The sequence below is a fragment of the Paenibacillus sp. IHB B 3415 genome, from assembly GCF_000802655.2.
In the GTDB taxonomy this organism is placed as follows: Bacteria; Bacillota; Bacilli; order Paenibacillales; family Paenibacillaceae; genus Paenibacillus_AQ; species Paenibacillus_AQ phytohabitans.
Genome location: NZ_JUEI01000021.1, coordinates 19,128 through 44,219, shown reverse-complemented (window position 1 = coordinate 44,219; position 25,092 = coordinate 19,128). Strand labels below are relative to the sequence as shown.

The window sequence follows — 25,092 nt, the reverse complement described above, 5'->3', positions numbered from 1 at the left end:
AAGCTGATTTTATGCATCAGCCGATCACAACAAACCGGGAGGAATAAACGATCCATGCCAAAAAAGAAATCGTTTCTGTCATTCATCTTCACCGCTGTCTTGCTGCTCGCTATGGTCACACCGATGGTCTCTGCTGCAACTGAAGAACAGGTGCCGCAGGATCAGGCTGCCGCAGCTGCGGCTGCATCCACGGGTCTTCAATCCTACGTAGATGCCATGCAGCCGGGGTGGAATCTGGGCAATACACTGGATGCGACCGGAGCCGATGAGACTTCCTGGGGCAACCCGGCCGTCACACAGGCTCTGATCAAGAAGATTGCTGCCCAAGGCTATAAGAGCATCCGGATTCCCGTGACCTGGGATGTACATACGGGAGCGGCTGCCCCGTATACAGTGGATGCGGCCTATTTGTCCCGTGTCCAGCAGGTTGTTGATTGGGCAGTAGCAGAGAATCTGTATGTCATGATCAACGTTCACCATGATTCCTGGCTGTGGATCAGCAAAATGGAGCAGCAGCATGATCTGGTGCTGGCCCGCTATAAGGCGGTCTGGACTCAGATTGCGAACCGCTTCAAGGGATATTCCACCAAGCTGATGTTCGAGAGCGTGAATGAGCCGCGTTTCACCGATGGCGGAACCACGGATGAGGCCAAGGCGATTCAGATGCTGGATGAGCTGAATGCGGCTTTCCATGGCATCGTCAGAGCCTCCGGTGCGAATAATGCCACCCGTCCGCTGGTGCTGTCCACGCTGGAAGCTTCACCGACGCAGAGCCGGATGGATGCCTTGTACCAGACCATCACCAGGCTGAACGACTCCAATCTGATCGCGACTGTACACTATTACGGGTTCTGGCCGTTCAGTGTCAATATTGCCGGTTATACCAGGTTCGAGAACGATACGCAGAACGATATCGTGACTACCTTTACTAATGTCTATAACACCTTTACCGCCAGAGGCATTCCCGTTATTGTGGGCGAGTATGGGCTGCTTGGTTTTGACAAGAACACTGGTGTGATCGAGCAGGGCGAGAAGCTGAAGTTTTTTGAATACCTGGCTTATTATCTGAAGTCCAAGCAAATTACACCGATGCTGTGGGACAATGGCCAGCATTTCGGCCGCACTTCCTTCCAGTGGACCGATCCGCAGCTTTACAATATGATGAAGGCAAGCTGGACCGGCCGCTCGTCCACTGCTGAAAGCGATCTCATTCATTTGAAAAAGAGTGCCGCAGCCAAGGATGTGACGGTTAAGCTGAATCTGAACGGCAATACGCTCTCTTCAATTCTATACGGCAGCCAGCAGCTGGTGCAGGGAACGGATTATACCCTAAACGGTGACCAGCTGACGTTCAAAGCAGCGAAGCTCACCAGCCTGACTTCTTCCGGTAAGCTTGGTGTCAATGCAGTATTGACGGCCCGCTTCAACAAAGGAGCGGATTGGAATTTTAACGTAATTCTCTATAATACGCCAAAGTTAAGCAGCGTTCAGGGAACAGCCAGTGCTTTTAAAATACCGGCTGTGTTCAATGGCGACACCCTTGCTACGATGGAAGCCGTTTATGCTTCAGGCGGGAATGCCGGCCCGCAAAACTGGACGTCTTATAAAGAATTTGCTTATACGTTTACGCCTTCCTATATCACGGGTGAAATCAGTCTGCTGCCGGCGTTCTTCAATGAAGTGAACAATGGTGACGTGATCCTGAAGTTCCATTTCTGGAGCGGCGAAGTCGTGAATTACAAAATCACCAAGAACGGAACGAGCGTTACCGGTACGGCAATGTAGATGTAGCACAAGCAGAGGATGTCCAAGAGCCTTCTTTTATCCTGCGGGATGGAAGAAGGCTTTTTTATTGCGGTATGCCAAATGAACGGAACCCTGGCGGATTCATGGTACGTATGCTTTCCCGCCTGTGATCGCACATCAAGAATTATTTCAATTTATAAATATACAAAATAGGGCAATGGGTGTAAAATTGCATTACTTAGGTCTTCCCGGCGAGCAGAATAGGAATCGGTATCCATAGAAACGAGTGCCGTGCTTTGAAGGGCGGCATGAACGTTTCTACTTCTATGCCTATATGTGAATAAATGCGCATGGACCTCTGGCCTGAGGGGGCTATGCCGTACTACACCACAGGATGATCCTGTTCCCGGAAGCAGAAGCGAAGCAACAGCAAGAAGATGAACCGAAAAGAGACGGAGGAATTAAGATTCATGGAGAGAAAAAACTGGAAGAACCTTATGAAAATAGTAATGTTGACTGCTGCGGTTGGTCTGGTAGCGGCTGGCTGTGGGAATTCGAATAATGCAGGCAATGCCAATAATGCAAGCTCCGGAAATGCTGCGGAAGCTCCGGCTGAGCCGGTCACCATATCGCTTGGACTGCTGCCTTCGATTGATGCAATTCCGTTTATTATTGCTCATGAGCAAGGCTTTGATAAACAGCATAAGGTTAACCTCGATATCCAGACCTTCAAGAGCGCCAAGGACCGCGATGTAGCTTTTCAAGCCGGCAAAGTGGATGGCCTCAGTGCAGATCTCGTAGCAATTTCGATCTATAATGAAGCTGGACTGGATGTCAAAATCACCAGCACCACAACGGGTGAATTTGATCTGCTGACCGGAAATGATGAAGTCAAAGAGGTTAAGGATCTGAAGGGCAAGACGGTCATTCTGTCCAAGAATACCTCGACCCAATATACCGTGGCGATGATGCTGAAGCAGGCCGGCCTGACCGAAGACGATATTACAGTGACCGAAGTGCCACAGATTCCAACCCGTCTGGAGCTGCTGAAAAGTAATAAAGCTGATGCAGCCGTCCTTCCGGAGCCGTTCGTGACGATGGGCAAAACTGCAGGCCTGCGCGTCCTAAGCTCGACCCATAGTGCAGGGATTAACCCGTTCGTGCTGGCTTTCCCGCAGAGTGCGATTGATGCCAAGGGACAAGCTATCCGTGATATGTACGCCGCTTATGATGAAGCTGTAGATTATATGAAAACGCATGACCAGTCGGAATATATCGATCTTATTATCAAGGAAGTGGGTTATCCGGACACCCTGAAGAATGAGATTCAAGTGCCGGAATACCTGCCTGCTTACCAGGTGGATGTGAAGGAAGTGGAGGCTGCCTTCGCCTGGGCGCGTGAAAAAGGACTGCTCACCAAAAATATATCGGCTGAAGAAGTGATCTCCGATGTCCAGTTTAAAGAATAGCGGACTGCGGATTAATAACCTGCAGGTAGCTTACACCAATGGGCAGCTCGCGCTTGGGGATATGAATCTGACCCTGCCGGAGCATGGGATATACACAGTGATCGGTCCTTCGGGCAGCGGCAAATCCACGCTGCTGCGGGCGATTGCCGGACTGCTGCCGGGGTATGAGGGGGAGCTGCTCTTCAACGGCAGATCCGTCCATGACAAGGAAACGCTGATCGGGCTGGTGCCGCAGAATTATGGGCTGCTGCCCTGGAAGACGGTCCGTGACAACATCCGGATTGCCATGAAAATTGCCCGCTCCGGCGGCGTGAGCAAAAATAAGCAGGAGCAGGACAGGCAAATCGTGCGTTGGCTTGAGTCCATGGGGATAGCCCAGCTGGCTGGACGGTTTCCGCTCTCGCTCAGCGGCGGGCAGCAGCAGCGGGTGGCAATTGCCCGCGCGTTCGCCATTTTGCCGACCCTTCTGCTGCTGGATGAGCCATTCTCAGCGCTGGATGCCATTACGCGGGAAGGGCTGCAGCAGATTTTTATCGACAACTGGCAGGCTCATCCGGCAACCACGCTGTTCGTCACCCATGACATAGAAGAAGCGATTCTCCTGGGACAGAAGATTATCGTGATGCTGCCCGGGCAACAGGAGCCGCCGGAGATTCTCGATAACTCCGCTGTGTTTGCAATGAAGCATGTGGACAAGCGGGAGAGCGATGAGTATTTCGAGCAGAGTAAGAGAATCAGAAAGGTAATGATGGAGAAATGGTGAAAAAACGGCATCTCCCTCACCTGCTGCGGCTGCTGTTAGTTTTTGCGGGCATGAATGTAATCTGGTATATAGCCTATCTGCTGATGAATCATTCCATTCTGCCAAGTCCGGGTGCAGTCTATGAAGCTATGTTTCATTTAGGCGCGCGTGATGTGGCGCTGAACGTCGGCTACAGCCTGCTCCGGATCTTCGAGGGTGTGCTGCTGGCGCTGCTGCTCGGACTGATGGTAGGCCTGCTGATGGGCCGCTCTCCACTCTGGAACAGGCTGCTGGATCCGGTAGTGTATCTGACCTATCCGATTCCCAAGATTGCGCTATTGCCTGTAGTGATGCTGTTCTTCGGCCTCGGAGAGACCTCCAAAGTGCTGATGATCATGCTGATCCTGCTGTTCCAGGTAATCATATCCGTACGTGATGGTGTGAAGGCGATCCCTGAGAGTACATATGATGTTCTTACGAGCATCGGCGCCAGCTCAATGCAGAAGTTCTGGAATGTGACGCTCCCCGGCGCATTGTCGGTCATTCTCAGCACCATTCGTATCTCCCTTGGAACGGCAATATCGGTGCTGTTCTTCACCGAAATTTACGGTACGGAGCATGGCATGGGCTTCTTCATTATGGATGCCTGGCTGCGGCTGGATTATCCGGAGATGTATGCGGGAATTATGTTGTTCAGTCTGGTAGGCTTTGTCCTTTTCCTGCTGGTGGATCTGCTGGATTACCGGTTTATGAAGTGGCGGCGGTAGTCTGCAAACGGGTATTGTCCGCATAAGGACGGTGCCCGTTTCTTTTGTTTGAGAATGCTGTAATTTCCTGTCGCAAATATAACATGGTAAATATATCTAAATATAATTATAATTAGAATATCCATGTTACTTATTTGAGGAGGATGAAATGTTTTGAACAGTAAACGTAATCAATTTATTCAGCAAACCGCCCGGACAGCCCTGATTACTTCGGTAGCGCTTGCATTACTGCTGCCTGGCGGGCTGGCTGCTGCGGATTCCAGCTACACTTCGGTAATGGTGCCTCTCTCCACAGCAGCTGCCGGACAGGCCGCCAATTCCGCAGCCCCGGACCCGGCCAAGGCCAAAATCACACAGGAGCAGGCCATTGCCAAGCTAAGAGAGTGGTTTCCCGTTCTGAAGGAAGCGACGGTATCCAATGTACGGCTTGGCACGGATTCTTACCCTCCTTCCGGGAACCAGATGGTGTGGAATGTCCAGTGGCAGTACCAGCTGGGCAGCTCAGGTTACGGGTTCTCCAGTTTGGTCGATGCGATGACAGGTGATCTGGTTAATACGTATATTTCTTATCCTATGTTGAGGGAGAATGCCTTTTACCCTCCGGAATTCTCACGGGAGGAGGCGCTGGCGAAAGCCCGCAGCTTTATTGCCGCGGCCGCACCATCCCTGGCAGCCAAGGACCTTGTACTGGATGATAACGACCAGACTTATATGGGCAGGGACGCACTCTTTGGTATGTTTGAATATAGATTTCCGTTCAGAATCTTGAGAAACGGGCTTCCCTCGGCAGCGGATATGCTGAACATCGCCGTCGATGGAAACGGGAATATCGTTCAATTCAGCAAACCGGCTACAGACGGAGTGTATCCGTCAGCGAAGCCGGCGGTCTCCCCGGAATCAGCAAGCAAGCAATTTGCTGGGAACTTTAAGGTGGGACTCTATTATATCCCTCTATATAAAGATGGCGCAGCAGTGCGCTGGATTCTGGGGTGGCGCCCTGAGAGTGAGTCCCTGTCCCTTGTAGATGCCCAGACTGGCAAAAGCATAGATAACGAAGGCGAGGCAATTACGGCAGCTGTCACTTATGAGGCGGTTCCAGAGCGGAAGAATGCTTTCCAGCCGGCAAGCGCCGCCGGGCTGACCGCAGCTGCAGCGGCGAAGCTGGTACAGCAGGTCGCTGCGATTCCTGCAGAACGCAAGCTTTCAGGCCAGAACTCTGGCGTGAATTCCCAGAATGATAAGCAAAAGCTCTGGAGATTATCCTGGGAAGCAAGCCGCACGGCTGCGAATATGGCAATGCAGGAGCGTACTTATGCTGAAGTAGACTCCAGTACCGGAGAAATCATTCAATTCCAGCTGGATCAGTATGGAGGCCAGGAATTGAAGGAACAGCCTGCACCTGCAGGCGGAATCAAACTGACGCAGGCACAATCCAAGGAGAGGGCGATAGAGCTTATCAACCGTCTGTATCCTAAGGCCAGCGGAAGTCTTAAGCTGGCTGAGCATGGAGGGAAGTGGAGTATCCTTGAGGACGGGAAGGGGTACCGTTACCAGTTCGTGCGCTATTATCAGGGTATTCCGGTTAGTGACAGTAATATAGTCATGACAATGGATGTTTACGGCAGACTGCTAAGCTACATGAATACAGGCAGCACCGGTTATGAAGCGCTCAAAGACAAGCCTGTTCCGGCAGTTTCCGGGGCGGAAGCACTTCAGAGCTATCTCGGCCGATATGATCTTAAACTGCAGTACAGCAGTTTAGGCGGATATAATATAGACAATAAGTATGTTGAACCGGCAGTTAAGCTGGTATACGCTCCGACACCGGCAGATTCTCAGGATACCTATAAGGTACTGGACGCGCAAACTAAGGAATGGGTCACGACCTACGAGAGCCCGTTGCAGTCACGGAGTGGAGCGGAGGCAGTTGATCTTAAGGGGCATGCAGCAGAGCAGGCACTGACCGAGCTGCTGAAATATGGCGTGCTGAGTGTAGATGCGGATAAGAAGGTGAATCCGGACCAGGAGATAACGGCCGGAGACTGGTTCACCCTGATTGCCAGATCCTCAACACCTTATTATGCAGGATATTCGAATGGTTCTGAACCTAAAGCCGTGGCTGGAGTGAGTCCGGACAGCCCTTATTATGAAGCCGTTAGCTATGCGGCAGAGCGTGAATGGATCAGCAGAGAGGCTGCGCTGCAGCCTGAGAGTAAGTTAAGCCGCGAACAGCTTGCTGTTCTGCTAGCCTCCTTCCTGAAGTACGATAAGCTTTCAGCTTTTCTGGGTAATGATTCTGTCATAACCGGCTTCAGTGACAATGCGGCAATTCAGGATAAAGGGGCAGTAGCGCTGGCTGTAAAGCTGGGATTGCTGCAGGGAGAGAACGGGAAGTTCAATCCACAGCAGATTGTAACCAAAGCGCAGGCAGCTAATGTGATCATGAAGCTTGTAGAGCTGCAGGGCAGAACCGATCAGGTGATCGGCCAATAGAGAATGGAGCACAGCAAAGCCCGTTTCCGCCACTATGGCGGGAACGGGCTTTTTGACGTCGCATTATGAAGTGGAGAAGCTTATTTGCCGAGCTGTTTGTCGACTTCCTTGACAGGATTCTCGCCGACATTTTCTTCGGTCTTGATGCTGCTCATGAACCAGCCTGTAGCCGCAATAATAATCAGAACCACGTAGAAGGTCAGTTTCCACCAGGTGCTATGCGCGAAGTCTTCAGACAATACACCCAGCGAAGGATGTGCAAGAGTGATGACGGCAAGCTTAACCCCTACCCAGCCGACAATGAAGAAGGCGGCAATTTCGAGACCTGGACGTGTGTGGAGCAATTTGACGAAGAAAGAAGCGGCAAACCGCATAATGACCAGGCCGATGAATCCGCCCGCAAAGATTACCAGGAACTGTCCGCCGTCAAGTCCGCCAATGTGGCCGATTCCGCTTGGCGGAAGAGCAACGGCGAGGGCGACAGCTGCAAGGATGGAGTCTACTGCAAAGGCGATATCTGCAATCTCAACCTTAAGTACGGTGAACCAGAAACTGGATTTCTTCTTGTTGACGGCCCCGGAAGTGCCGCTTTCAGCTGCTTCATCCGTGACCGGTTTCTTGAACAACACTTTTCGGAAGATGTGATTCCCCGCGATAAATAACAGATAAATTGCGCCGATAGCTTGTACCTGCCAGATGTCGACCAGATAAGAGATGACGAAAAGTGATCCAAACCGGAACACAAACGCTCCTGCCAATCCGTAAAAGAGCGCCTTCTTACGTTCCTCATCAGGAAGATGTTTAACCATGATTGCCAATACAAGTGCGTTGTCTGCGGCAAGCAGCCCTTCCAGTGCGACCAGAACGAGCAATACCCATCCGTATTCTAATAATAATCCCCAATCCATTGCTGTTTCCTCCTCATGTGGCTCTGGATACTTTTCATAAAAAATACCCTTATTACCATTATTGTAACCAAAATTATATAAAAAAGACCTTTACCAAACAGATTAGCCTTTGGAATAAAGGTAACCTGATTGGTAAAGGTCTCGCTAACAAAATGAATTGCCGATAAAACCGGAGAATATCCTCATATTCTCGTATTGACGATTTTATCTAACAGCTACTCCCCTTTACGGGATATATGAAATTTTAGGATTTACGTATCTGACTAAAAATATCATATATGAGTTGAGAGGCGTTGTCAATGCTTATGAGAATAAATATCATCAGGAAATGATTGTTTTGTAAACGGAAACATGGGATGTATGAGTTATATAACTTGACATACCATATGTCGAAACTGCAAACATAAGGAAATTAAGGGCAAATCAAGCTTTATCCTAATTGACGATACCCGGTTATGAAAATATGATGAGACTAATTAAAGCAGCCAAGCGAGGTTGATGTTATGAAATATAACATATAACTAAGCGGATAGCCAATTGACTGTCGCATATGAGAATGTCAGGGAAGCTTAGCTCACAAAACTTTTAGGAGGTGGGAAATGATGCAGCCGTCATGTATATCAAGTGAAGCGGAGGAGGAGATTAGCCGCCACCCTTGCTACAGCGAGGAGGCCCACCGGTTTTATGCCCGGATGCACATCCCGGTTGCTCCCGCCTGTAACATCCAGTGCAATTACTGCAACCGCAAGTTCGACTGTGTAAATGAAAGCAGGCCGGGCGTGGTCAGTGAAGTGCTTACGCCGGAGCAGGCAGAACGCAAGGTGAGAGGCGTTGCCGCTCAGCTGATGCAGCTCTCGGTTGTGGGTGTAGCCGGACCCGGAGATCCGCTGGCGAATCCGGAGCAGACATTTGATACCTTTGCCCGGGTCAAGAAGTATGTGCCAGACGTGTCCCTCTGCCTTAGTACCAACGGACTTGCGCTGTACCGGCATGTGGATGAGATTATCGAGCTTGGCATCCGGCATGTCACCATCACCATCAATGCCATTGATCCTGATGTCGGCCAGGCGATTTATCCCTGGGTGTTCGATGAAGGGGTCCGGTACGAAGGAAGGGAAGCAGCTGAGCTGCTGATCAGCCGTCAATTGCTGGGGCTTGAGATGCTGGCGAAGCTGGGGATTCTGGTCAAAGTGAATTCGATTATGATTCCGGGGGTCAACGATCATCATCTGCCTGCCGTGTCCCAAAGAGTAAAAGAACTCGGGGCCACGCTGCATAATGTAACACCGCTGATTATCGCACCGGGCAGCCAGTATGAAGCGGATGGGCGCAAAGCGCCCCGTCCGAAGGAATTGCTTAACCTGCAGGAGCTGCTCGGCCGTGACGGCATGAAGGTCATGCGCCATTGCCGCCAATGCCGGGCGGATGCGATCGGGCTGCTGGGCCAGGACCGCAATCAGGATTTCCCGCTTGAAGCAATGGAAGCTGAACCGGTCATTAATGAAGAGGCCAGGGCAATGTTCCAGAGTGAGCTGGATTCCAAAATCCGCGAGCGCGTCAAAGCCAAACAGGCCAGGCGCATTCAGGCAGGCGGGCCGAAGACCAGAGTCGCAGTTGCCACTAGAGGCGGCGATAAGGTGAATCAGCATTTCGGTCATGCCACTGAGTTTCTGATTTACGACACTGACGGCGCAGATGTACAGCTCCTGGGTGTCCGCAAGATACAAGCTTATTGTCATGGCAAAGCAGACTGTAACGGTGACAAAACCGCCACGCTGCAAGAAATCATCTCTATTCTAAGTGATTGCCGCATTCTTCTCTGCTCAGGTATCGGGGATGCTCCCCGGGCCAGTCTGAACAAAATTGGAGTATTGCCGCTCGTCCGTAAAGGCGGAATACAGGAAGCCATTCTCGAAAGCGTCAAGTACAGCTCTTATTTTGAAAATATAAACATTTCGAAGGGATGATGAACAATGAGACAAATAGCTTTCTACGGTAAAGGCGGTATCGGTAAATCGACAACTTCACAAAACACCCTGGCTCAGCTGGCTACAAAATTCGGACAAAGAATAATGATCGTTGGCTGTGATCCTAAGGCAGACTCTACCCGTCTGATCCTGAACACGAAAGCCCAGAACTCCGTGCTTGAACTGGCGGCTGAACTTGGCTCGGTAGAGGATCTTGAACTTGAAGATGTATTGCAGACAGGTTTCGGCGACATTATCAACGTAGAATGCGGCGGACCTGAACCGGGTGTAGGCTGCGCAGGACGCGGGATCATCACAGCCATTAACTTCCTGGAACAGGAAGGTGCCTATCAGGATCTGGACTTCGTATCCTATGACGTACTTGGTGACGTTGTATGCGGCGGTTTCGCAATGCCAATCCGCGAAGGCAAGGCGCAAGAGATCTACATTGTCTGTTCCGGTGAGATGATGGCGATGTATGCAGCGAACAATATCGCCCGCGGTATCCTGAAATATGCTACCAGCGGCGGTGTAAGACTGGGCGGCCTGATCTGCAACAGCCGTAACACGGACCGTGAAGATGAGCTGATTATGGAATTGGCCCGCCGTCTGAACACACAGATGATTCACTTTGTGCCACGCGATAACATCGTTCAGCATGCCGAGCTGCGCAGGATGACTGTTGCCCAATATAATCCTACCCATCAGCAGGCGAAGGAATATGAAACGCTGGCTGAGAAAATCCTCAATAACAAAATGCTGACCATCCCTACTCCGATTTCCATGGAAGAGCTGGAAGAGCTGCTGATGGAATTCGGCATCATCGAAGATGAAGAAGCTGCAATCAAGAAGCTGCAGGCTTCCGGTCAATAAGACTCTAAGCCGTAATCTACAGAGTGATCCGGTGAACGGGAGTGGAGAGACGGCCTTCGCCGGATCATCTCAGGTGGTATTAGCCACGCAGGCGGCTTAGACGTCCTGCATCAAGAAAAGGAGGGTCAATACATGGGACTGAATATCGAAGAAAATAAAAAACTGGTAGAAGAAGTTCTGGAAGCTTACCCGAAAAAAGCGAAGAAAGACCGCGAGAAGCATTTCCAGGTTGCTACAGATAATGCAATAGATTGCGGTACTTGCGCAGTCAAGTCCAACATTAAATCCCGTCCGGGTGTGATGACCCCGCGCGGCTGCGCATATGCAGGTTCCAAAGGGGTAGTATGGGGCCCGATCAAGGATATGGTTCACATCAGTCACGGACCTGTCGGCTGCGGACAATACAGCTGGGGCTCACGCCGTAACTTTGCGAACGGGACGCTGGGTATTGATAATTTTACGGCTATGCAGATCACCAGTGACTTTCAGGAGACGGATATTGTCTTCGGCGGGGATAAGAAGCTGGCCGTAATCATGCGTGAAATTACCGAAATGTTCCCGCTGGCCAAAGGGATCTCGGTTCAATCCGAATGCCCGGTCGGTCTGATCGGTGATGATATTGAAGCGGTATCCAAAAAGATGTCCAAAGAGCTGGATATGCCGATTGTTCCCGTGCGCTGCGAAGGGTTCCGGGGGGTCAGCCAATCGCTGGGTCACCATATCGCGAACGATGCAATCCGCGATTTCGTTATGGGCCGTGCCGAACTGGCGGAGACCGGTCCGTATGATGTCAACATTATCGGCGACTATAATATCGGCGGTGATGCCTGGGCATCCCGCATCCTGCTGGAAGAGATGGGCCTGCGCGTAATTGCACAGTGGTCCGGTGACGGTTCCCTCAATGAGCTGGAAGTAGCCCACAAGGCAAAGCTGAACCTGATTCACTGCCATCGTTCGATGAACTACATGGTGGATCATATGGAGAAGGCCTACGGTATTCCTTGGCTGGAATACAACTTCTTCGGACCGACCAAGACCTATGAGAGTCTGCGGGCGATTGCAGCCCTGTTCGATGCTACGATTCAGGAAAACTGCGAGAGAATGATTGCCAAATATAAACCGGTGATGGATGCCATTATCCATAAATTCAGACCCCGTCTGGAGAACAAAACGGTCATGCTGATGATCGGCGGATTGCGTTCCCGCCATACCATCGGAGCGTATGAAGATCTGGGGATGGATATTGTAGCTTCCGGTTACGAATTCGCCCATAAGGATGACTATGAGAAGATGCTTCCGATGCTGCAGGAAGGAACGATCATTATGGATGACCCTACAGCCTATGAGCTGGAGGAGCTCACCCAGAGAATGAACATTGATCTGGTAGGTTCGGGTGTCAAAGAGAAGTATGTGTATCACAAAATGGGTGTTCCGTTCCGCCAGATGCACTCCTGGGATTACAGCGGCCCGTATCATGGCTTCGACGGCTTTAAGGTTTTTGCCAAGGACATGGATATGACTGTGAACAGCCCGGTATGGGATCTGGTAACCCGGAAATCCAAAATCCAGCCAGAGGAGGCGAGCATATGAGCAAGGACGATCTGAACATTAAAGATAATACCAGCTTGTTTAAAGAAGAACGTTATGTTCAGCAGCGGGAGAACAAGAAACAGTTCGAAGCGCCTTGCAGCGAGCAGGAAACTGCTGAAGCACTCGCTTACTCCAAATCTGCTGAGTATATGGAAAAGAACTTCAGCCGCCAGAATGTGGTCATCAATCCGCATAAAGCCTGCCAGCCGCTGGGTTCCGTAATGGCCGCGCTCGGGTTTGAGAAAACACTGCCGTTTGTACACGGCTCGCAGGGCTGCAACGCCTACTTCCGCAGCCATCTCAGCCGTCACTTTAAAGAACCCACGCCATCCGTTTCCACTTCAATGACCGAGGATGCGGCCGTATTCGGCGGAATGAACAACCTGATCGACGGTCTGGAGAACAGTGTCGCGCTGTACAAACCGGAGATGGTTGCCATCTGTACCACCTGTATGGCTGAGGTTATCGGGGATGACCTCAACTCTTTTATCGGCAATGCCCGGATCAAAGGGGTGATCAGTGAAGAATACCCGGTAGCTTTCTGCAACACACCAAGCTTCGTAGGTTCGCATATCACAGGCTATGACGCCATGATCAAAGGCATTCTGAGCTACCTCTATACCCGTTCGGGAATCGAGAGTAAGCCGGGAAGCGGTGCGGAAAGCGGAGAGAAGCTGAATGTTCTGCTTGGGTTCGAGCCATACACCGGCAACTTTGCTGAACTGCGCAAGATTCTGGCGGCTTTTGATACCAAGTACACGATCCTGGGAGATCACAGCGGGAATTATGACTCCCCGGCCACAGGAGAATACGAATACTATTATGGCGGCACGAAGCTTGAGGATGTTCCACAGGCAGCGAATGCACTGGGAACCCTGTCTCTGCAAAAATATACGCTGAAAAAGACGCAGGAATATATCAGCGGAACCTGGAAGCAGCAAATCTCCGCATTATCGACACCGCTTGGGATTAAAGGTACCGATAAATTGCTGGAAACGATTAGTGAACTGACGGGACTGCCGGTTCCTGCATCACTTACCGAAGAACGCGGCCGCGTAGTAGATGCGCTCATGGACAGTCATCCTTACCTGCACGGCAAGCGGGTTGCGCTTGTAGGTGATCCGGATCTGCTGATCGGTCTGATCGGGTTCTGTTTGGAAACCGGGATGGAGCCGGTGCATATCGTCTGCTCTAACGGTGATGTTGATTACAATGAAGTGAAGTTCAAGGATGAAGCAGAGGCGCTTCTCGCCACCAGTCCCTACGGTTCAGAAGCAACAGTGCATGTGGGTAAAGACCTGTGGCATATGCGATCGCTGCTGCTGAATGATACGGTTGATCTGGCAATTGGCAGCTCCCATCTGAAATTCGCCGCCAAGGATGCCGATGTTCCGCTGATCCGGGTCGGATTCCCGATCTTTGACCGTCATCATATGCACCGTTATCCGATTATCGGGTATCAGGGGACGTTGAATCTGCTCAGCTTAATTGTGAACACGATCCTCCAGCAGCTCGATGATAATAATTCCGGATTTAACTTTGAGCTGGTGCGCTAAACATAGTTTTATCAGCTATCTAAGTTAAAGTGATCACTAAGAGTGAGAGGGATTACTGAAACTTTCTGAAATGAAATGTATATTATTGATGTAATTATTTGAATAAATGTAAAAATACTCAACCTGGCATCCTTCGTCCCCCGGTACATTCGGCAGCGGTTATTATGACCGGAATCCGTGGGGGCAGCGGAGGGCCGGGATTCTTGCCATCATGTGCAAATGCCGCCTCAGGAACAGCGCAAGATTTGCGTGAAACACAGCATCTTAAGCGAAGGAGATGAAGAGCCGATGGACCCTGTTCGAAAAGACGAATTTGATTCCGAGGCTTGCGGGAGCATAGCCCCAAAAGCAAAGCCCTGTCCGCGGCCCAAACCGGGTGAAGCAGCTGGAGGCTGCTCCTTCGACGGAGCCCAAATTACGCTGCTGCCGATTATGGACGCTGCACATCTTGTCCATGGACCGATTGCCTGTGCCGGTAATAGCTGGGAGAGCAGAGGAACGTTATCAAGCGGCCCCTCCCTGTCCCAATATGGCTTCGCTACGGATCTTACGGATTCCGATATTATTTTTGGCGGCGAGAAGAAACTGAAGGAAAGTATCGACTATATTGCCGAGCGCTTTGCGCCTCCGGCAATATTTGTATATTCAACCTGTGTGACAGCGCTGATTGGCGAAGATATGGATGCGGTCTGCAAGACTGCGGCTGAGCGGATCGGGATTCCTGTGATCCCCGTGAACAGTCCCGGCTTCGTCGGCAGCAAGAATCTCGGCAACCGCCTGGCCGGGGATGCCCTGCTGCAGTACGTCATCGGTACGGGAGAGCCGGAGCCGCTGACGCCGCTGGGCGTGAATCTGATCGGAGAGTATAATATCGCCGGTGAGATGTGGGATATCGAGAAGCTGATGAACAGCGCCGGGATCACGGTAACCTCGCGGATAACGGGAGATGCCCGTTACAAGGAGATTACCTGGGCGCACCGGGCCAAGGTGAATATGGTGGTCTGCAGCCGGGCGCTGCTGGGCCTTGCCAAGGAGATGGAGTCCAGATATGGCATCCCTTATTTCGAAGGTTCGTTCTACGGGGCCAAGGAAACGACCTACTCACTGCGGCAAATGGCGTTTCTGATGAATGACCGTGAGATGGAGCGGCGGGTAGACCGGCTCACCGAACGGGAAGAAGCCCGGTTAAGCCAGGATCTGCGGCCTTACCGCAAGCTGCTGAAAGGGAAGCGGGCGGTACTCTACACAGGCGGCGTCAAGAGCTGGTCGGTGATCTCGGCGCTCAAGGAGCTGGGTGTCCAGGTAGTCGGGGTAGGCACGAACAAGAGTACTGAGGATGATGTGCGGCGGATTGCCGACCGGGTGGGCGACGATACGGAATACATTCCCGAAGGCGGAGCAAGCCGGATTATTAAGACGGTCAGGGAACGCAAGGCTGATATTATGATTGCCGGCGGACGCAATATGTACGTGGCGATGAAAGAGCAGATCCCGTTCATCGATATAAATCAGGAGCGGCACAAGGCGTATGCCGGATATGAGGGATTGCTGAGGCTGGCCAAGGAACTGACCTATTCGCTGGCCAATCCAATCTGGAAGCTGGCGGCGAGCCCGGCCCCATGGGATAAGGAGGCTCCTCCTTATGACCGTTAACCGGAGAAAGAAGCCGGCATCGGTCAACCCGATGAAGATCGGGCAGTCGCTGGGTGCCGTGCTGGCACTGCAGGGCTGTTACCGGGCCATGCCGCTGATTCACGGCTCCCAGGGCTGCTCCGCTTTTCCAAAGGCGCTGCTGACCCGGCATTTCCGGGAACCGATTGCCGTGCAGACCTCGGCGCTGCAGGAGATGGATGTCATCTTCGACGCCAACCGCAATCTGGAAGAGGCGCTGAATCTGGTGCTGAGCAAACACCGTCCCGATATCATCGGCATTATTGGAACAGAGCTGACCGATGTGGCGGGTGTGGATTATCAGAACATGCTTAAGACGTATAAAAGAGAGCGGAATATGCGCGGCGGTCTCGCCTTCTCCGTCGTGCTTCCTGATTTTCGCGGTTCACTGGAATCGGGCTTCAGCTCTACGGTAGAAGCCATGATTGACGAGATGATCCAGCAGGTCGGACACCGGGGGTCCAGGAGCGTAAACACCCGGCAGATCACCTTGCTGCCGGGATCATTCTTAACCCCGGCCGATGTAATGGAGTTGAAGGAGATCATCTCCTCCTTCGGGTTCGAGGTGATTGCGCTGCCGGATATCTCGACGTCCCTTTCGGGCCATCTGCTGACAGGCTTCTCGCCGCTGACCCGGGGCGGAGTTCCGCTGGATTCCATGCTGCAGAGCCTGCAGTCCGGGCTGACGATTGCCATCGGCGGCAGCATGGAGCGTCCGGCCCGGCGGCTGCACAATGCACTGGGCACGCCGTATAAGGTATTCGAAGGCGCTATGGGGCTCAAAGCCACCGATGAACTGCTGCATTTCCTGCATCAGATCAGCGGGGAGCCGGTGCCGCTGCGTTATTGCTGGCAGAGGGAGAATCTGCTCGACAGTATGCTGGATGCCCATTTTCAGTTCGCCGGCATGTCGGCTCTGACTGCACTGGAACCGGATCATTTGTATTCGGTCTCGGGATGGCTCGAGGAGCTGGGGGTAGAGCAGAAGGCGCTGATTACCTCATACGAAACCCCGCTCGTTGCCGGAATGGAACGCGAGGTATGGGTGGGGGATCTGGATGATGCCGAGGTACTCGGCCAGGGAGCGGATTTGTGGATCAGCAATTCCCACGGGCTGGCAGGTGCGCAGCGGATCGAAGCAGCGTTTATGCCGGCCGGATTCCCGGTCTGGAATGAGCTGGGTGCTTATATGTCTGTCTCGGTCGGGTACCGAGGCGCTATGGAATGGAGTAATAAAGCAGGGAATTTGTTAATGCAAAGGGAGGCAGGACACCGTGAAAGTAGCGTTCGCCACAGATGATGGAAACCGTGTAAATGCCCATTTCGGCCAAAGTCCGATGTTTGCTGTATATAATGTAACGAAATCAGGCGCCTCACTGGTTGAGCTGCGTAAGCTGCCAGCGGTGCTGAACCAGGATGAAGCAGGCAAAATCGACAGCCGGCTGGATGCAGTAAGCGACTGTACCCTGATCTTCATCATGCAGATCGGTGCATCAGCGGCCGCGCGGGTGACGCGCCGCAAGATCATGCCGGTGAAGGTGCCTTTCGGCAGTCCCATAGAGGAACAGCTGAAACGGCTGGTGGAGATGCTTCAGGGTAAGCCGCCTATGTGGCTGGCCAAGGTTCTGCGGGCGGAGGAGAATAGCGGGAGCGAAGGGGGAGAAGCGAATGGAACCCATGGCTAATGAGAATGCGGTGCTGCAGGATACGGTGAACACGGAAGCTGCAGCAATGAGGCTGCGCAGCCGGAAAGTGCGCAAGGAACTGAATCAGGAGACAGCGGATGCTCTGGTCCGGCGGTTGTGTCATCTGCTGGATGCCGGAGATTTCTTCGGGCGTAATGCCATGCTTCCGCCGCTGGAGAAGATCGGGAAGCTGTTCCTGGCTACTGCCGAGGATCAGAATCAATCCGAATTCAATTGTGCCGTGTCGCCGAAGGTGCGCCAGCAGGTACCGCTGCTGTTCCAGGCGATGGCCGGAGTGATGGAAGAAAGAACGGGCCTTATGATCCAGAGTACCGCTGAGATTAACGGCGAGGGTTTTGGACGGGGGCTGCTGTATAGCGGCAGAGTTATCCTGGTGCTCAAAAGCTTACGGGCGGGCTTCCCTTTCCCTTTTACTTCGGGGGAGAAGACGATCCGGTACGGCGTGGAGTGCATTGAAGAGGGGCTGGCTTTTCTGGAGAAATACAAGGTAATGACTTCAGAGCACGGGCTGCTCAGCCTGGAGGGCTAGGGCAGATCTTAATTCGCAGTTACAGGGGGATTCAGGGATGGAGCAGCTTGCCGGAGAGTTGGAGCTGGAACGGTATGCCCGGCAGCTGAAGCTGCTCGGGGAAGACGGGCAGAAGGCACTGAAGGAAGCGACGGTCATGGTGGCCGGCATCGGCGGACTTGGGGGAACAGCTGCACTCTATTTGGCGGCGGCAGGTGTCGGCAAGCTTATTTTGGCCCATGAGGGAAACATTCTCGCGCCGGATCTTAACCGGCAGATTCTGATGGATAGTGATCATTTGGGGCAGGAGCGGATGAGTACGGCTATTGCCCAGCTGCAGCGGCTGAATCCGTATGTGGCAATTGAAGGCTATAATTCTAAAATTGAATATCACGCGGCCAGACCCTGGGTAGAGGCTGCCGATATTGTGATTGACGCCCGGTATGACTTCCCTGAGCGGTACGCGCTGAACCGTCTGTGTGTCGATACGAACACGCCGATGGTGGAAGCGGCAATGTATGGCTTTGAAATATCACTGACTACTGTGATTCCAGGACTGACGCCTTGCCTCGAATGCCTGTATCCGGATGTGCAGCCGCAGTGGGAACCGTTCGGATTTCCTGTTCTGGGTGCGACTTCCGGGATTGCAGGTTGTCTGGCAGCGCTGGAAGCCGTAAAATGGATTACAGGGGTAGGGACAACTTATGCGGGCGTAATGCATCGCTTCAGCTCACTCGACTTCGCCTGTTATAGCGTCCATATTACCCGTAATCCGAATTGCGCTTGCTGCGGAGAAGGAGGTAAACCGTGAAAAGTCTCAAGCTATGTGACACGACACTGAGGGATGGTGAACAGGCGGCTGGAGTTTCATTCACGAGGGCGGAAAAGCTGGAAATCGCAAAGTTGCTGTCGGAGTGCGGAGTAGAGCAAGCAGAAGTTGGGATTCCTGCCATGGGCAAACGGGAGCAGGAGGATATTGCGGCCATTGCTGAATTGGGACTGCCCATGAAGCTGATGACGTGGAACCGCTCGGTTCCCGGTGACATTGACAAGGCAAAGGCTACCGGGGTGAATTGGAGTCATGTCTCCATTCCGGTGTCGGAGATTCAGCTACAGGGCAAGCTGGGATTGTCGCAGCGGGAAGGTCTGAACAAACTGCTTCGTGCAGTAGAATACGGGCTGCGGCAGGACATGACGGTGTCGGTAGGCATGGAGGATTCCTCCAGGGCAGATATGAATTTCCTCATTGAAGTGGTGAATACATTATATAAGGAAGGTATCCGCAGGTTCCGTTATGCGGATACGGTCTCGGCGCATCATCCGGGGCAGATGGCAGACCGGGTGAGCCGGCTGCGGGGTGCAGTGCCTGATGATGTGGAGCTGGAGGTGCACTGCCATAATGATTTCGGTCTGGCCTGTGCGAATACGCTTAGCGGCATCGCGGCAGGGGCGGTATGGGCCAGCACGACGGTGGCCGGAATCGGCGAACGGACCGGCAATGCGGCTATGGAGGAAGTAGCCATGGCCTGGCGCTATTTGTACGGCGGGGAATGTGCGGTCCGGCTGGAGCTGCTCAAAGGCCTGGCTGACAAGGTGATTGCCGCCTCCGGCCGCAGCGTCGGCGACGCGAAGCCGATTGTGGGGCAGCTTGCCTTCACTCATGAATCTGGGATTCATGTGGACGGGCTGATGAAGGAGAAGTCCACGTATCAGTCCTTCGATCCTGCGGAGGTAGGCCGGGCTCACCGCTTCGTGCTCGGCAAGCATTCCGGTAGCGGCGGTGTCACGCATGTGCTGGAGCGGCGGGGCCTTGAGGTCAGCGCGGACACGGCCGGGCGGCTGCTGGAGAAGGTCCGTGAATATGCGGAAGCCCGCAAAGGCACTGTGCCGGAATATATGCTGGTGCAGTGGCTGATGGAAGAGCAGCAGCGGGCCCAGAATGCGGTATAGGACAGCTTTGGAATAATGATTATATTAAGCAGCGCTGGTTATCCTTAGGGAGAACAGTGCTGCTTTTTTGCTGTGAAACCGCCATTTTCTGAAAAGATAACTTGCATAGCTTGCAGGAAGCATCTACACTTTGAGCAGGATGTTACTTCGGAAGAAAGCAAGGAGAATGGGCAGCTATGACATTGAGGAAAATGATCTTTTTTGATATTGACGGCACGATTTATGATGAAGAAAAGCAGATTCCCCCGTCCGCCAAAGAAGCGATAGCCGAACTGAAAAGACGCGGGCACCATGTGGCGATTGCTACCGGAAGAGCGGATTATATGTTCGAGGAACTGCGAGCGGAGCTGGGGATCGATTCCTATGTTTCGCTTAACGGGCAATATGTAGTATATGAAGGAAAGCCGGTGTACAGCAATCCGATTGAGAGGCCTACGCTGGAGGAGCTTACCTTGTTCGCAGAGAAGCTGGATCATCCGGTGGCGTATACAGACACGGCGGGAATGAAAGTGAATGTAGCGGATCATGAGTATATCAAGACGAGCATCGGTTCGCTGAAGCTGGTGTTTCCGACGCATGATGCAGAATATTTCCTGAAGAATGACACGCATCAGGCGATGATTTTCTGCCCGCAGGAGAGTCAGGCTATATACACTGAGCGGTATCCGCAGCTGAACTTCATCCGCTGGCACCCGCTGTGTATGGATGTGCTGCCGGGCAATGGCTCCAAGGCTAACGGAATTGCGGAAATGCTGAAGGTTGTCGGCGCCCGGAAGGAAGATGTATATGCTTTTGGCGATGGTCTGAATGATGTAGAGATGCTGGGGTTCGTCGGCTACGGGATTGCTATGGGCAACGGGGAGGCTGAAGCGAAGGCTGCTGCCGCTTACGTAACGAAGCATGTCAGTGAGGACGGGATTTACGAAGGCTTGAAGATGGTTGGACTGCTGTAGGGCAGGGATGGATGGTGTAAGCGGAAGCCGGGCGTTACCTGCCTGAGAGCGGTACCTGAGGAGTATTCTAATGCAGATTGTGCAGTAGGATGCTCTTTTTTTGTGCGCCCGGCTTCCAAAGGGCGGGTTGTCTGCCATTAGTATATGTTTTTGTTGGACGGGGTGTGATAAGGCGGGTGAACAATTTTGGCCCTGCCCGGCTGAAATCAGGTTGTCCAGCCGGTACAAACAACCCGTTTTCCCTAAAATAAATATTTGCCTACGGGATGAATGTCCATGCCCCATATGGGTAAACGGAGTAGGATACATAAAGTCTATTGGAGGTGTTGATTATGGGTCGTCCAGAACTTAAGAGAAAAAAACGTATTTGCAAAGACGATGTATTAGAGTGCCCGCTGCCAAAAATTAAACGTCCGAAAAGAAAACTGCATAACAACAAATGCAGCTGCAAGAAGATTATCGTCAAAAAGCAGATCGTACGCGTTAATATTCCATTAGGGGCATTGGGAGCGGCCGGGGCAGCAGGGGCCCTGGGTGCTGCCGGAGCTGTAGAGGCGCTGGGAGCGGCTGGCGCTGCAGGTGCGGCAGGTGCGCTAGGCGCAGCAGGTGCAGGCGGAGCGCTCGGTGCACCGGGCGCCGCCGGAACACTCGGCGCAGTCGGCGCTGCCGGTGCGCTGGGCGCTGTAGGCGCAGCGGGTGCCTTGGGTGCCCGTGGAGCAACCGGCTTGGGCGCCGTAGGTGCCGCCGGGCTGCTGGGAGCGGCCGGAGCCGCTGGAGCGCTAGGCGCAGTTGGAGCCACAGGCGCACTCGGTGCAGCGGGAGTCGCCGGCGCCTTGGGTGCCGCCGGAGCGGCCGGTGCAGCGGGAGCGCTGGGCGGGATCGGTCCGGCGGGAATTGCCGGACTGGTCGGTCCCGCAGGGCCGGCGGGCGCAGCAGGACCTGCGGGACCTGTAGGTCCGGCAGGGGCAGCGCGGGAATTGCCGGACTGGTCGGTCCCGCAGGGCCGGCGGGCGCAGCAGGACCTGCGGGACCTGTAGGTCCGGCAGGGGCAGCTGGAGCAGTGGGGCCTGTAGGACCGGCAGGAGCAGCAGGACCTGCGGGACCTGTAGGACCGGCAGGAGCAGCCGGAGCAGTGGGGCCTGTAGGACCGGCAGGAGCAGCCGGGGCCACTGGTGCCACAGGTGCGGCAGGACCTGCAGGGGCTACTGGAGCAACCGGAGCCGCTGGCGGGATTGCCCAGTTCGGTTATGTATATAACCTCGGCGCACAGGTGGTGCCGATTGAGGCGGATGTATCTTTTGATACGAATGGGTTTCTTACGCCAGGAATTACACATGCTCCGGGTACGACCACTATTTCGGTCACCAATGCGGGTGTCTACGAGGTTAATTTCTCGGTATCCGGTGTAGAGCCGAACCAGTTTGCCCTATTCGTGAATGGTGCCCAGGTTCCGGGAACGGTATATGGTTCGGGTGCAGGAACACAGCAGAATACCGGGCAGGTCATTTTGTCCCTGTCTTCAGGAGATGTGCTGACGCTGAGAAATCACAGCTCGTCGTCAGCAGTCACATTGCAGACGCTGGCCGGCGGGACACAAGCAAATGTCAATGCGTCGATTGTCATTAAGCAGCTGGCCTAGCAGTAGCAGAAAGCAGAGTGAATTGAAGGTTACAGAACAGGCTTGGAGGGAGGCAGGGTACCGGTTCGAGGGTATCCTGTCTTTTTGTTGTGCGGGAAATTACAAAATACAGGGTATCGCCGCAACCTAGAACCATAAGCCTCCGTCAGATTAGAGAGGTTCCATAAGAGCAGGATGCAGGAATAGAGCAATAGAGGAAGAGGGGAAGATCATGAGTGTAGCCGGAAAGGTTAACTACAGGTATCTGATGATCATTGTGCTGATCCTGACGGCCGGATTCGCCCTGCTGTTAGCAGGCTGCGGGCAGGCAGAGAATTCTGCACCGGAACAGGTCCGTGTGCTGTCCCGGGAGGACGTCATTGCTGTTTTTGCCGATCAGGGTCTGTCGCTGCAGACGGGGGAAGAGGTACCTGGCTCTATTTTTCAGCTGGAATTGAACGGGCTTAAGCCGCAGGTATATTCCATGGACGGAGTGGAGCTGTCGCTATATCTCTTCGCTTCAGCAGAGGAGCGGGCTGCAGGCTGGGAAGAATTCGGGGAACAGACGGCTGCTGCGGATTTGATTCCTTTTAAAGCCTATCAGGAAGGGGCTATACTTATGTTCTACATCCACGGGGAATCTGCAGCAGAGGGGCAGAAGTGGAATGAGCAGCTCGATAAGCGGCTGAAGGCAGGCATACGGGGAATGATTGCGGCGGAGTAGGCGCATGCTTTTCGAATAAATTGTTATCCTCTTCCTTCGGTCTGGTTAAGATATATTAATATGTCTTACAGAGGCAGGAACCAATAGAAGCGGAGGGAATCTAAGTTGAACCCCAAATGGTGGAAAGAAAGTGTTGCCTACCAGATTTATCCGATCAGCTTCATGGACGCTAATGGTGACGGGAAGGGCGATTTGCGCGGAGTGTTATCGAAGCTCGATTATTTGCAGGACCTCGGCGTAGATGTGATCTGGATCTGCCCGATTTATAAATCACCGAACCATGACAACGGCTATGATATCAGCGACTATTGCGACATTATGAAGGAATTCGGCACGATGGATGATTTTGACCTGCTGCTGCGCGAGATGCATACCCGCGGGATGAAGCTGATGATGGACCTGGTGCTGAATCATACCTCGCATGAGCATCCGTGGTTCGTTGAATCCAGAAGCTCGAAGGATAATCCCAAACGGGACTATTATATATGGAGAAAAGGGAAAAACGGCGGTCCGCCGAACAACTGGGAATCCTATTTCAGCGGTTCGGTCTGGGAGCTCGATCCCCGTACGGATGAATATTATCTGCATTTGTATTCCCGTTTTCAGCCCGATCTCAATTGGGAGAATCCCGCGGTGATCGACAAGCTGCATGAGATGGTGGAGTGGTGGCTGAAGAAGGGGGTTGACGGCTTCAGGTTTGATGCGATTGCCCATATTGTGAAGGCCGAAGGTTATCCGGATGCCCTGAATCCCGGCGGCACGCCGACCGTGCGCGCGTATGATATGTTCTCGAACCTGGAGCATGTGCATACGCTGCTGCAGAATCTGCATGATCAGGTGCTCTATTACTACGATATTATGACGGTGGGGGAAACCTCGGGTCTTGGGCCGGAGCAGGCGCTGGATTATGTCGGTGACGGACGCCGCGAGTTGAACATGACCTTCCAGTTCGAGCATATGAATCTGGATGCCGCTTCACCGGGCAGCGGGAAATGGGATGTCGTGCCCTGGAAGCTGGGTGACCTGAAGAAGATTATCAGCAACTGGCAGACCGTTCTGCATAACCGGGGATGGAACGCCAACTATCTGTGCAACCATGATCAGCCGCGCTCGGTGTCGCGGTTCGGCAATGATCTGTTCTACCGTATCCCGTCAGCCAAAATGCTGGCGACCTTCATCCATATGCTGGAAGGCACCCCCTACATTTATCAGGGTGAAGAAATTGGGATGACCAATGTCGCCTTCGAGTCGATTGATGAATACCGGGATGTAGAGACGCTGAACTTCTACGAGGAAAAGCGGACCGCCGGCGTTCCCGAAGCCGATATTATGGCCGCTATTCATACCAAAAGCCGCGATAATGCCCGCACACCGATGCAGTGGGACGATGGTGAGGATGGCGGATTTACGACGGGGTTTCCCTGGATCAGGGTGAACTCGAACTCCCGGGAGATTAATGTGGCTAATGCAGTCAAGGACCCGGACTCCATCTACAATTACTATAAGAAGCTGATTCAGATTAGAAAACAACATCAGGTGATCGTCTACGGCGAATATGGTCTGCTGTTGGAAGAGCATCCCGAGATCTATGCCTACACCCGGACACTGGAGGACCAGCGGCTGCTGGTCATTCTGAATTTCTATGAACGTGAGCCGCTATTTGAGCTTCCGGAGGAATTTCAGGCGGCGGAGAAGCTGGAGCTGCTGATCTCTAATTATCCTGCAGCCAAAGAGGATGATCTGCGCAGTCTGAAGCTGCGTCCGTATGAAGCGCGCGTATATCTGCAGCGCTTAAGCAGCAAAACGTAAGGCCGGACCCGGGTTCCCCGGACAGCCGACTGAAGAACCCAA

Annotated in this window: 21 protein-coding genes; 20 read left to right on the top strand and 1 reads right to left on the bottom strand. The window is 53.0% G+C overall.

What is annotated here, in order from left to right; genetic code table 11:
• Positions 1–54: 54 nt before the first annotated feature.
• From QW71_RS11660 to QW71_RS11640, 5 genes are all read left to right on the top strand, one after another.
• Complete coding sequence (locus tag QW71_RS11660) at positions 55–1,785, top strand: cellulase family glycosylhydrolase (protein WP_039297733.1); 1,731 nt, start codon at positions 55–57, stop codon at positions 1,783–1,785.
• Positions 1,786–2,243: 458 nt separating this feature from the next.
• On the top strand, positions 2,244–3,215 hold the full coding sequence (locus tag QW71_RS11655; protein ID WP_231637720.1) for an ABC transporter substrate-binding protein: 972 nt from the start codon (positions 2,244–2,246) through the stop codon (positions 3,213–3,215).
• Positions 3,196–3,978 (top strand): ABC transporter ATP-binding protein, encoded by a 783-nt coding sequence (locus QW71_RS11650; protein ID WP_039297729.1) that lies wholly within the window; start codon positions 3,196–3,198, stop codon positions 3,976–3,978. Before QW71_RS11655 ends, QW71_RS11650 begins: the two co-directional genes overlap by 20 nt.
• Positions 3,972–4,724 carry an ABC transporter permease gene (locus tag QW71_RS11645; RefSeq protein WP_039297726.1) on the top strand — a complete coding sequence of 251 codons (753 nt, stop codon included), beginning with the start codon at positions 3,972–3,974 and terminating at the stop codon, positions 4,722–4,724. Before QW71_RS11650 ends, QW71_RS11645 begins: the two co-directional genes overlap by 7 nt.
• A gap of 153 nt (positions 4,725–4,877) precedes the next feature.
• The gene (locus tag QW71_RS11640) at positions 4,878–7,217 is read left to right on the top strand and encodes an S-layer homology domain-containing protein (RefSeq protein ID WP_039297724.1); all 2,340 of its coding nucleotides are present in this window, start codon (positions 4,878–4,880) and stop codon (positions 7,215–7,217) included.
• 80 nt (positions 7,218–7,297) lie between these two features.
• On the opposite strand, the gene QW71_RS11635 is transcribed toward QW71_RS11640, so the two are convergent.
• On the bottom strand, positions 7,298–8,125 hold the full coding sequence (locus QW71_RS11635) for a TerC family protein (protein ID WP_039297722.1): 828 nt from the start codon (positions 8,123–8,125) through the stop codon (positions 7,298–7,300).
• 599 nt (positions 8,126–8,724) lie between these two features.
• Here QW71_RS11635 and nifB point away from each other — a divergent pair.
• The 15 genes from nifB (at position 8,725) to QW71_RS11560 (ending at position 25,050) form a co-directional block, all read left to right on the top strand.
• A complete protein-coding gene (gene nifB, locus QW71_RS11630) occupies positions 8,725–10,092 on the top strand; it encodes a nitrogenase cofactor biosynthesis protein NifB (protein ID WP_039297721.1) in 1,368 nt (455 codons plus the stop codon).
• 6 nt (positions 10,093–10,098) lie between these two features.
• Entirely contained in the window at positions 10,099–10,965 is an 867-nt protein-coding gene (gene nifH, locus QW71_RS11625; protein ID WP_039297719.1) for a nitrogenase iron protein, read from the top strand.
• A gap of 132 nt (positions 10,966–11,097) precedes the next feature.
• The gene (gene nifD / locus QW71_RS11620) at positions 11,098–12,555 is read left to right on the top strand and encodes a nitrogenase molybdenum-iron protein alpha chain (RefSeq protein ID WP_039297716.1); all 1,458 of its coding nucleotides are present in this window, start codon (positions 11,098–11,100) and stop codon (positions 12,553–12,555) included.
• Entirely contained in the window at positions 12,552–14,111 is a 1,560-nt protein-coding gene (gene nifK / locus QW71_RS11615; RefSeq protein WP_039297715.1) for a nitrogenase molybdenum-iron protein subunit beta, read from the top strand. Before nifD ends, nifK begins: the two co-directional genes overlap by 4 nt.
• 288 nt (positions 14,112–14,399) lie before the next feature.
• Positions 14,400–15,764 (top strand): nitrogenase iron-molybdenum cofactor biosynthesis protein NifE, encoded by a 1,365-nt coding sequence (nifE, locus tag QW71_RS11610; protein WP_039297818.1) that lies wholly within the window; start codon positions 14,400–14,402, stop codon positions 15,762–15,764.
• Positions 15,754–17,082 (top strand): nitrogenase iron-molybdenum cofactor biosynthesis protein NifN, encoded by a 1,329-nt coding sequence (nifN, locus tag QW71_RS11605; RefSeq protein WP_039297712.1) that lies wholly within the window; start codon positions 15,754–15,756, stop codon positions 17,080–17,082. Before nifE ends, nifN begins: the two co-directional genes overlap by 11 nt.
• Positions 17,057–17,467, top strand: coding sequence for a nitrogen fixation protein NifX (nifX, locus tag QW71_RS11600; protein WP_039297710.1), 411 nt, complete (start codon positions 17,057–17,059; stop codon positions 17,465–17,467). The genes nifN and nifX overlap by 26 nt, the downstream gene beginning before the upstream one ends.
• On the top strand, positions 17,451–18,017 hold the full coding sequence (locus QW71_RS37940; protein WP_052769992.1) for a DUF269 domain-containing protein: 567 nt from the start codon (positions 17,451–17,453) through the stop codon (positions 18,015–18,017). The genes nifX and QW71_RS37940 overlap by 17 nt, the downstream gene beginning before the upstream one ends.
• 37 nt (positions 18,018–18,054) lie before the next feature.
• Positions 18,055–18,807 (top strand): HesA/MoeB/ThiF family protein, encoded by a 753-nt coding sequence (locus QW71_RS11590; protein ID WP_039297708.1) that lies wholly within the window; start codon positions 18,055–18,057, stop codon positions 18,805–18,807.
• Positions 18,804–19,946, top strand: a complete 1,143-nt coding sequence (locus QW71_RS11585; RefSeq protein ID WP_039297705.1) for a homocysteine methyltransferase — start codon at positions 18,804–18,806, stop codon at positions 19,944–19,946. Before QW71_RS11590 ends, QW71_RS11585 begins: the two co-directional genes overlap by 4 nt.
• 176 nt (positions 19,947–20,122) lie before the next feature.
• Positions 20,123–20,899, top strand: a complete 777-nt coding sequence (locus tag QW71_RS11580; protein WP_039297702.1) for a Cof-type HAD-IIB family hydrolase — start codon at positions 20,123–20,125, stop codon at positions 20,897–20,899.
• A 332-nt stretch (positions 20,900–21,231) separates the two neighbouring features.
• Positions 21,232–21,936, top strand: a complete 705-nt coding sequence (locus QW71_RS41305; RefSeq protein ID WP_052769991.1) for a hypothetical protein — start codon at positions 21,232–21,234, stop codon at positions 21,934–21,936.
• Between the two features lie 23 nt (positions 21,937–21,959).
• Positions 21,960–22,538 carry a hypothetical protein gene (locus QW71_RS41300; RefSeq protein ID WP_052769990.1) on the top strand — a complete coding sequence of 193 codons (579 nt, stop codon included), beginning with the start codon at positions 21,960–21,962 and terminating at the stop codon, positions 22,536–22,538.
• A 211-nt stretch (positions 22,539–22,749) separates the two neighbouring features.
• The gene (locus QW71_RS11565) at positions 22,750–23,241 is read left to right on the top strand and encodes a hypothetical protein (RefSeq protein ID WP_039297699.1); all 492 of its coding nucleotides are present in this window, start codon (positions 22,750–22,752) and stop codon (positions 23,239–23,241) included.
• Between the two features lie 105 nt (positions 23,242–23,346).
• Positions 23,347–25,050, top strand: a complete 1,704-nt coding sequence (locus tag QW71_RS11560; RefSeq protein WP_039297696.1) for an alpha-glucosidase — start codon at positions 23,347–23,349, stop codon at positions 25,048–25,050.
• Positions 25,051–25,092: the final 42 nt, after the last annotated feature.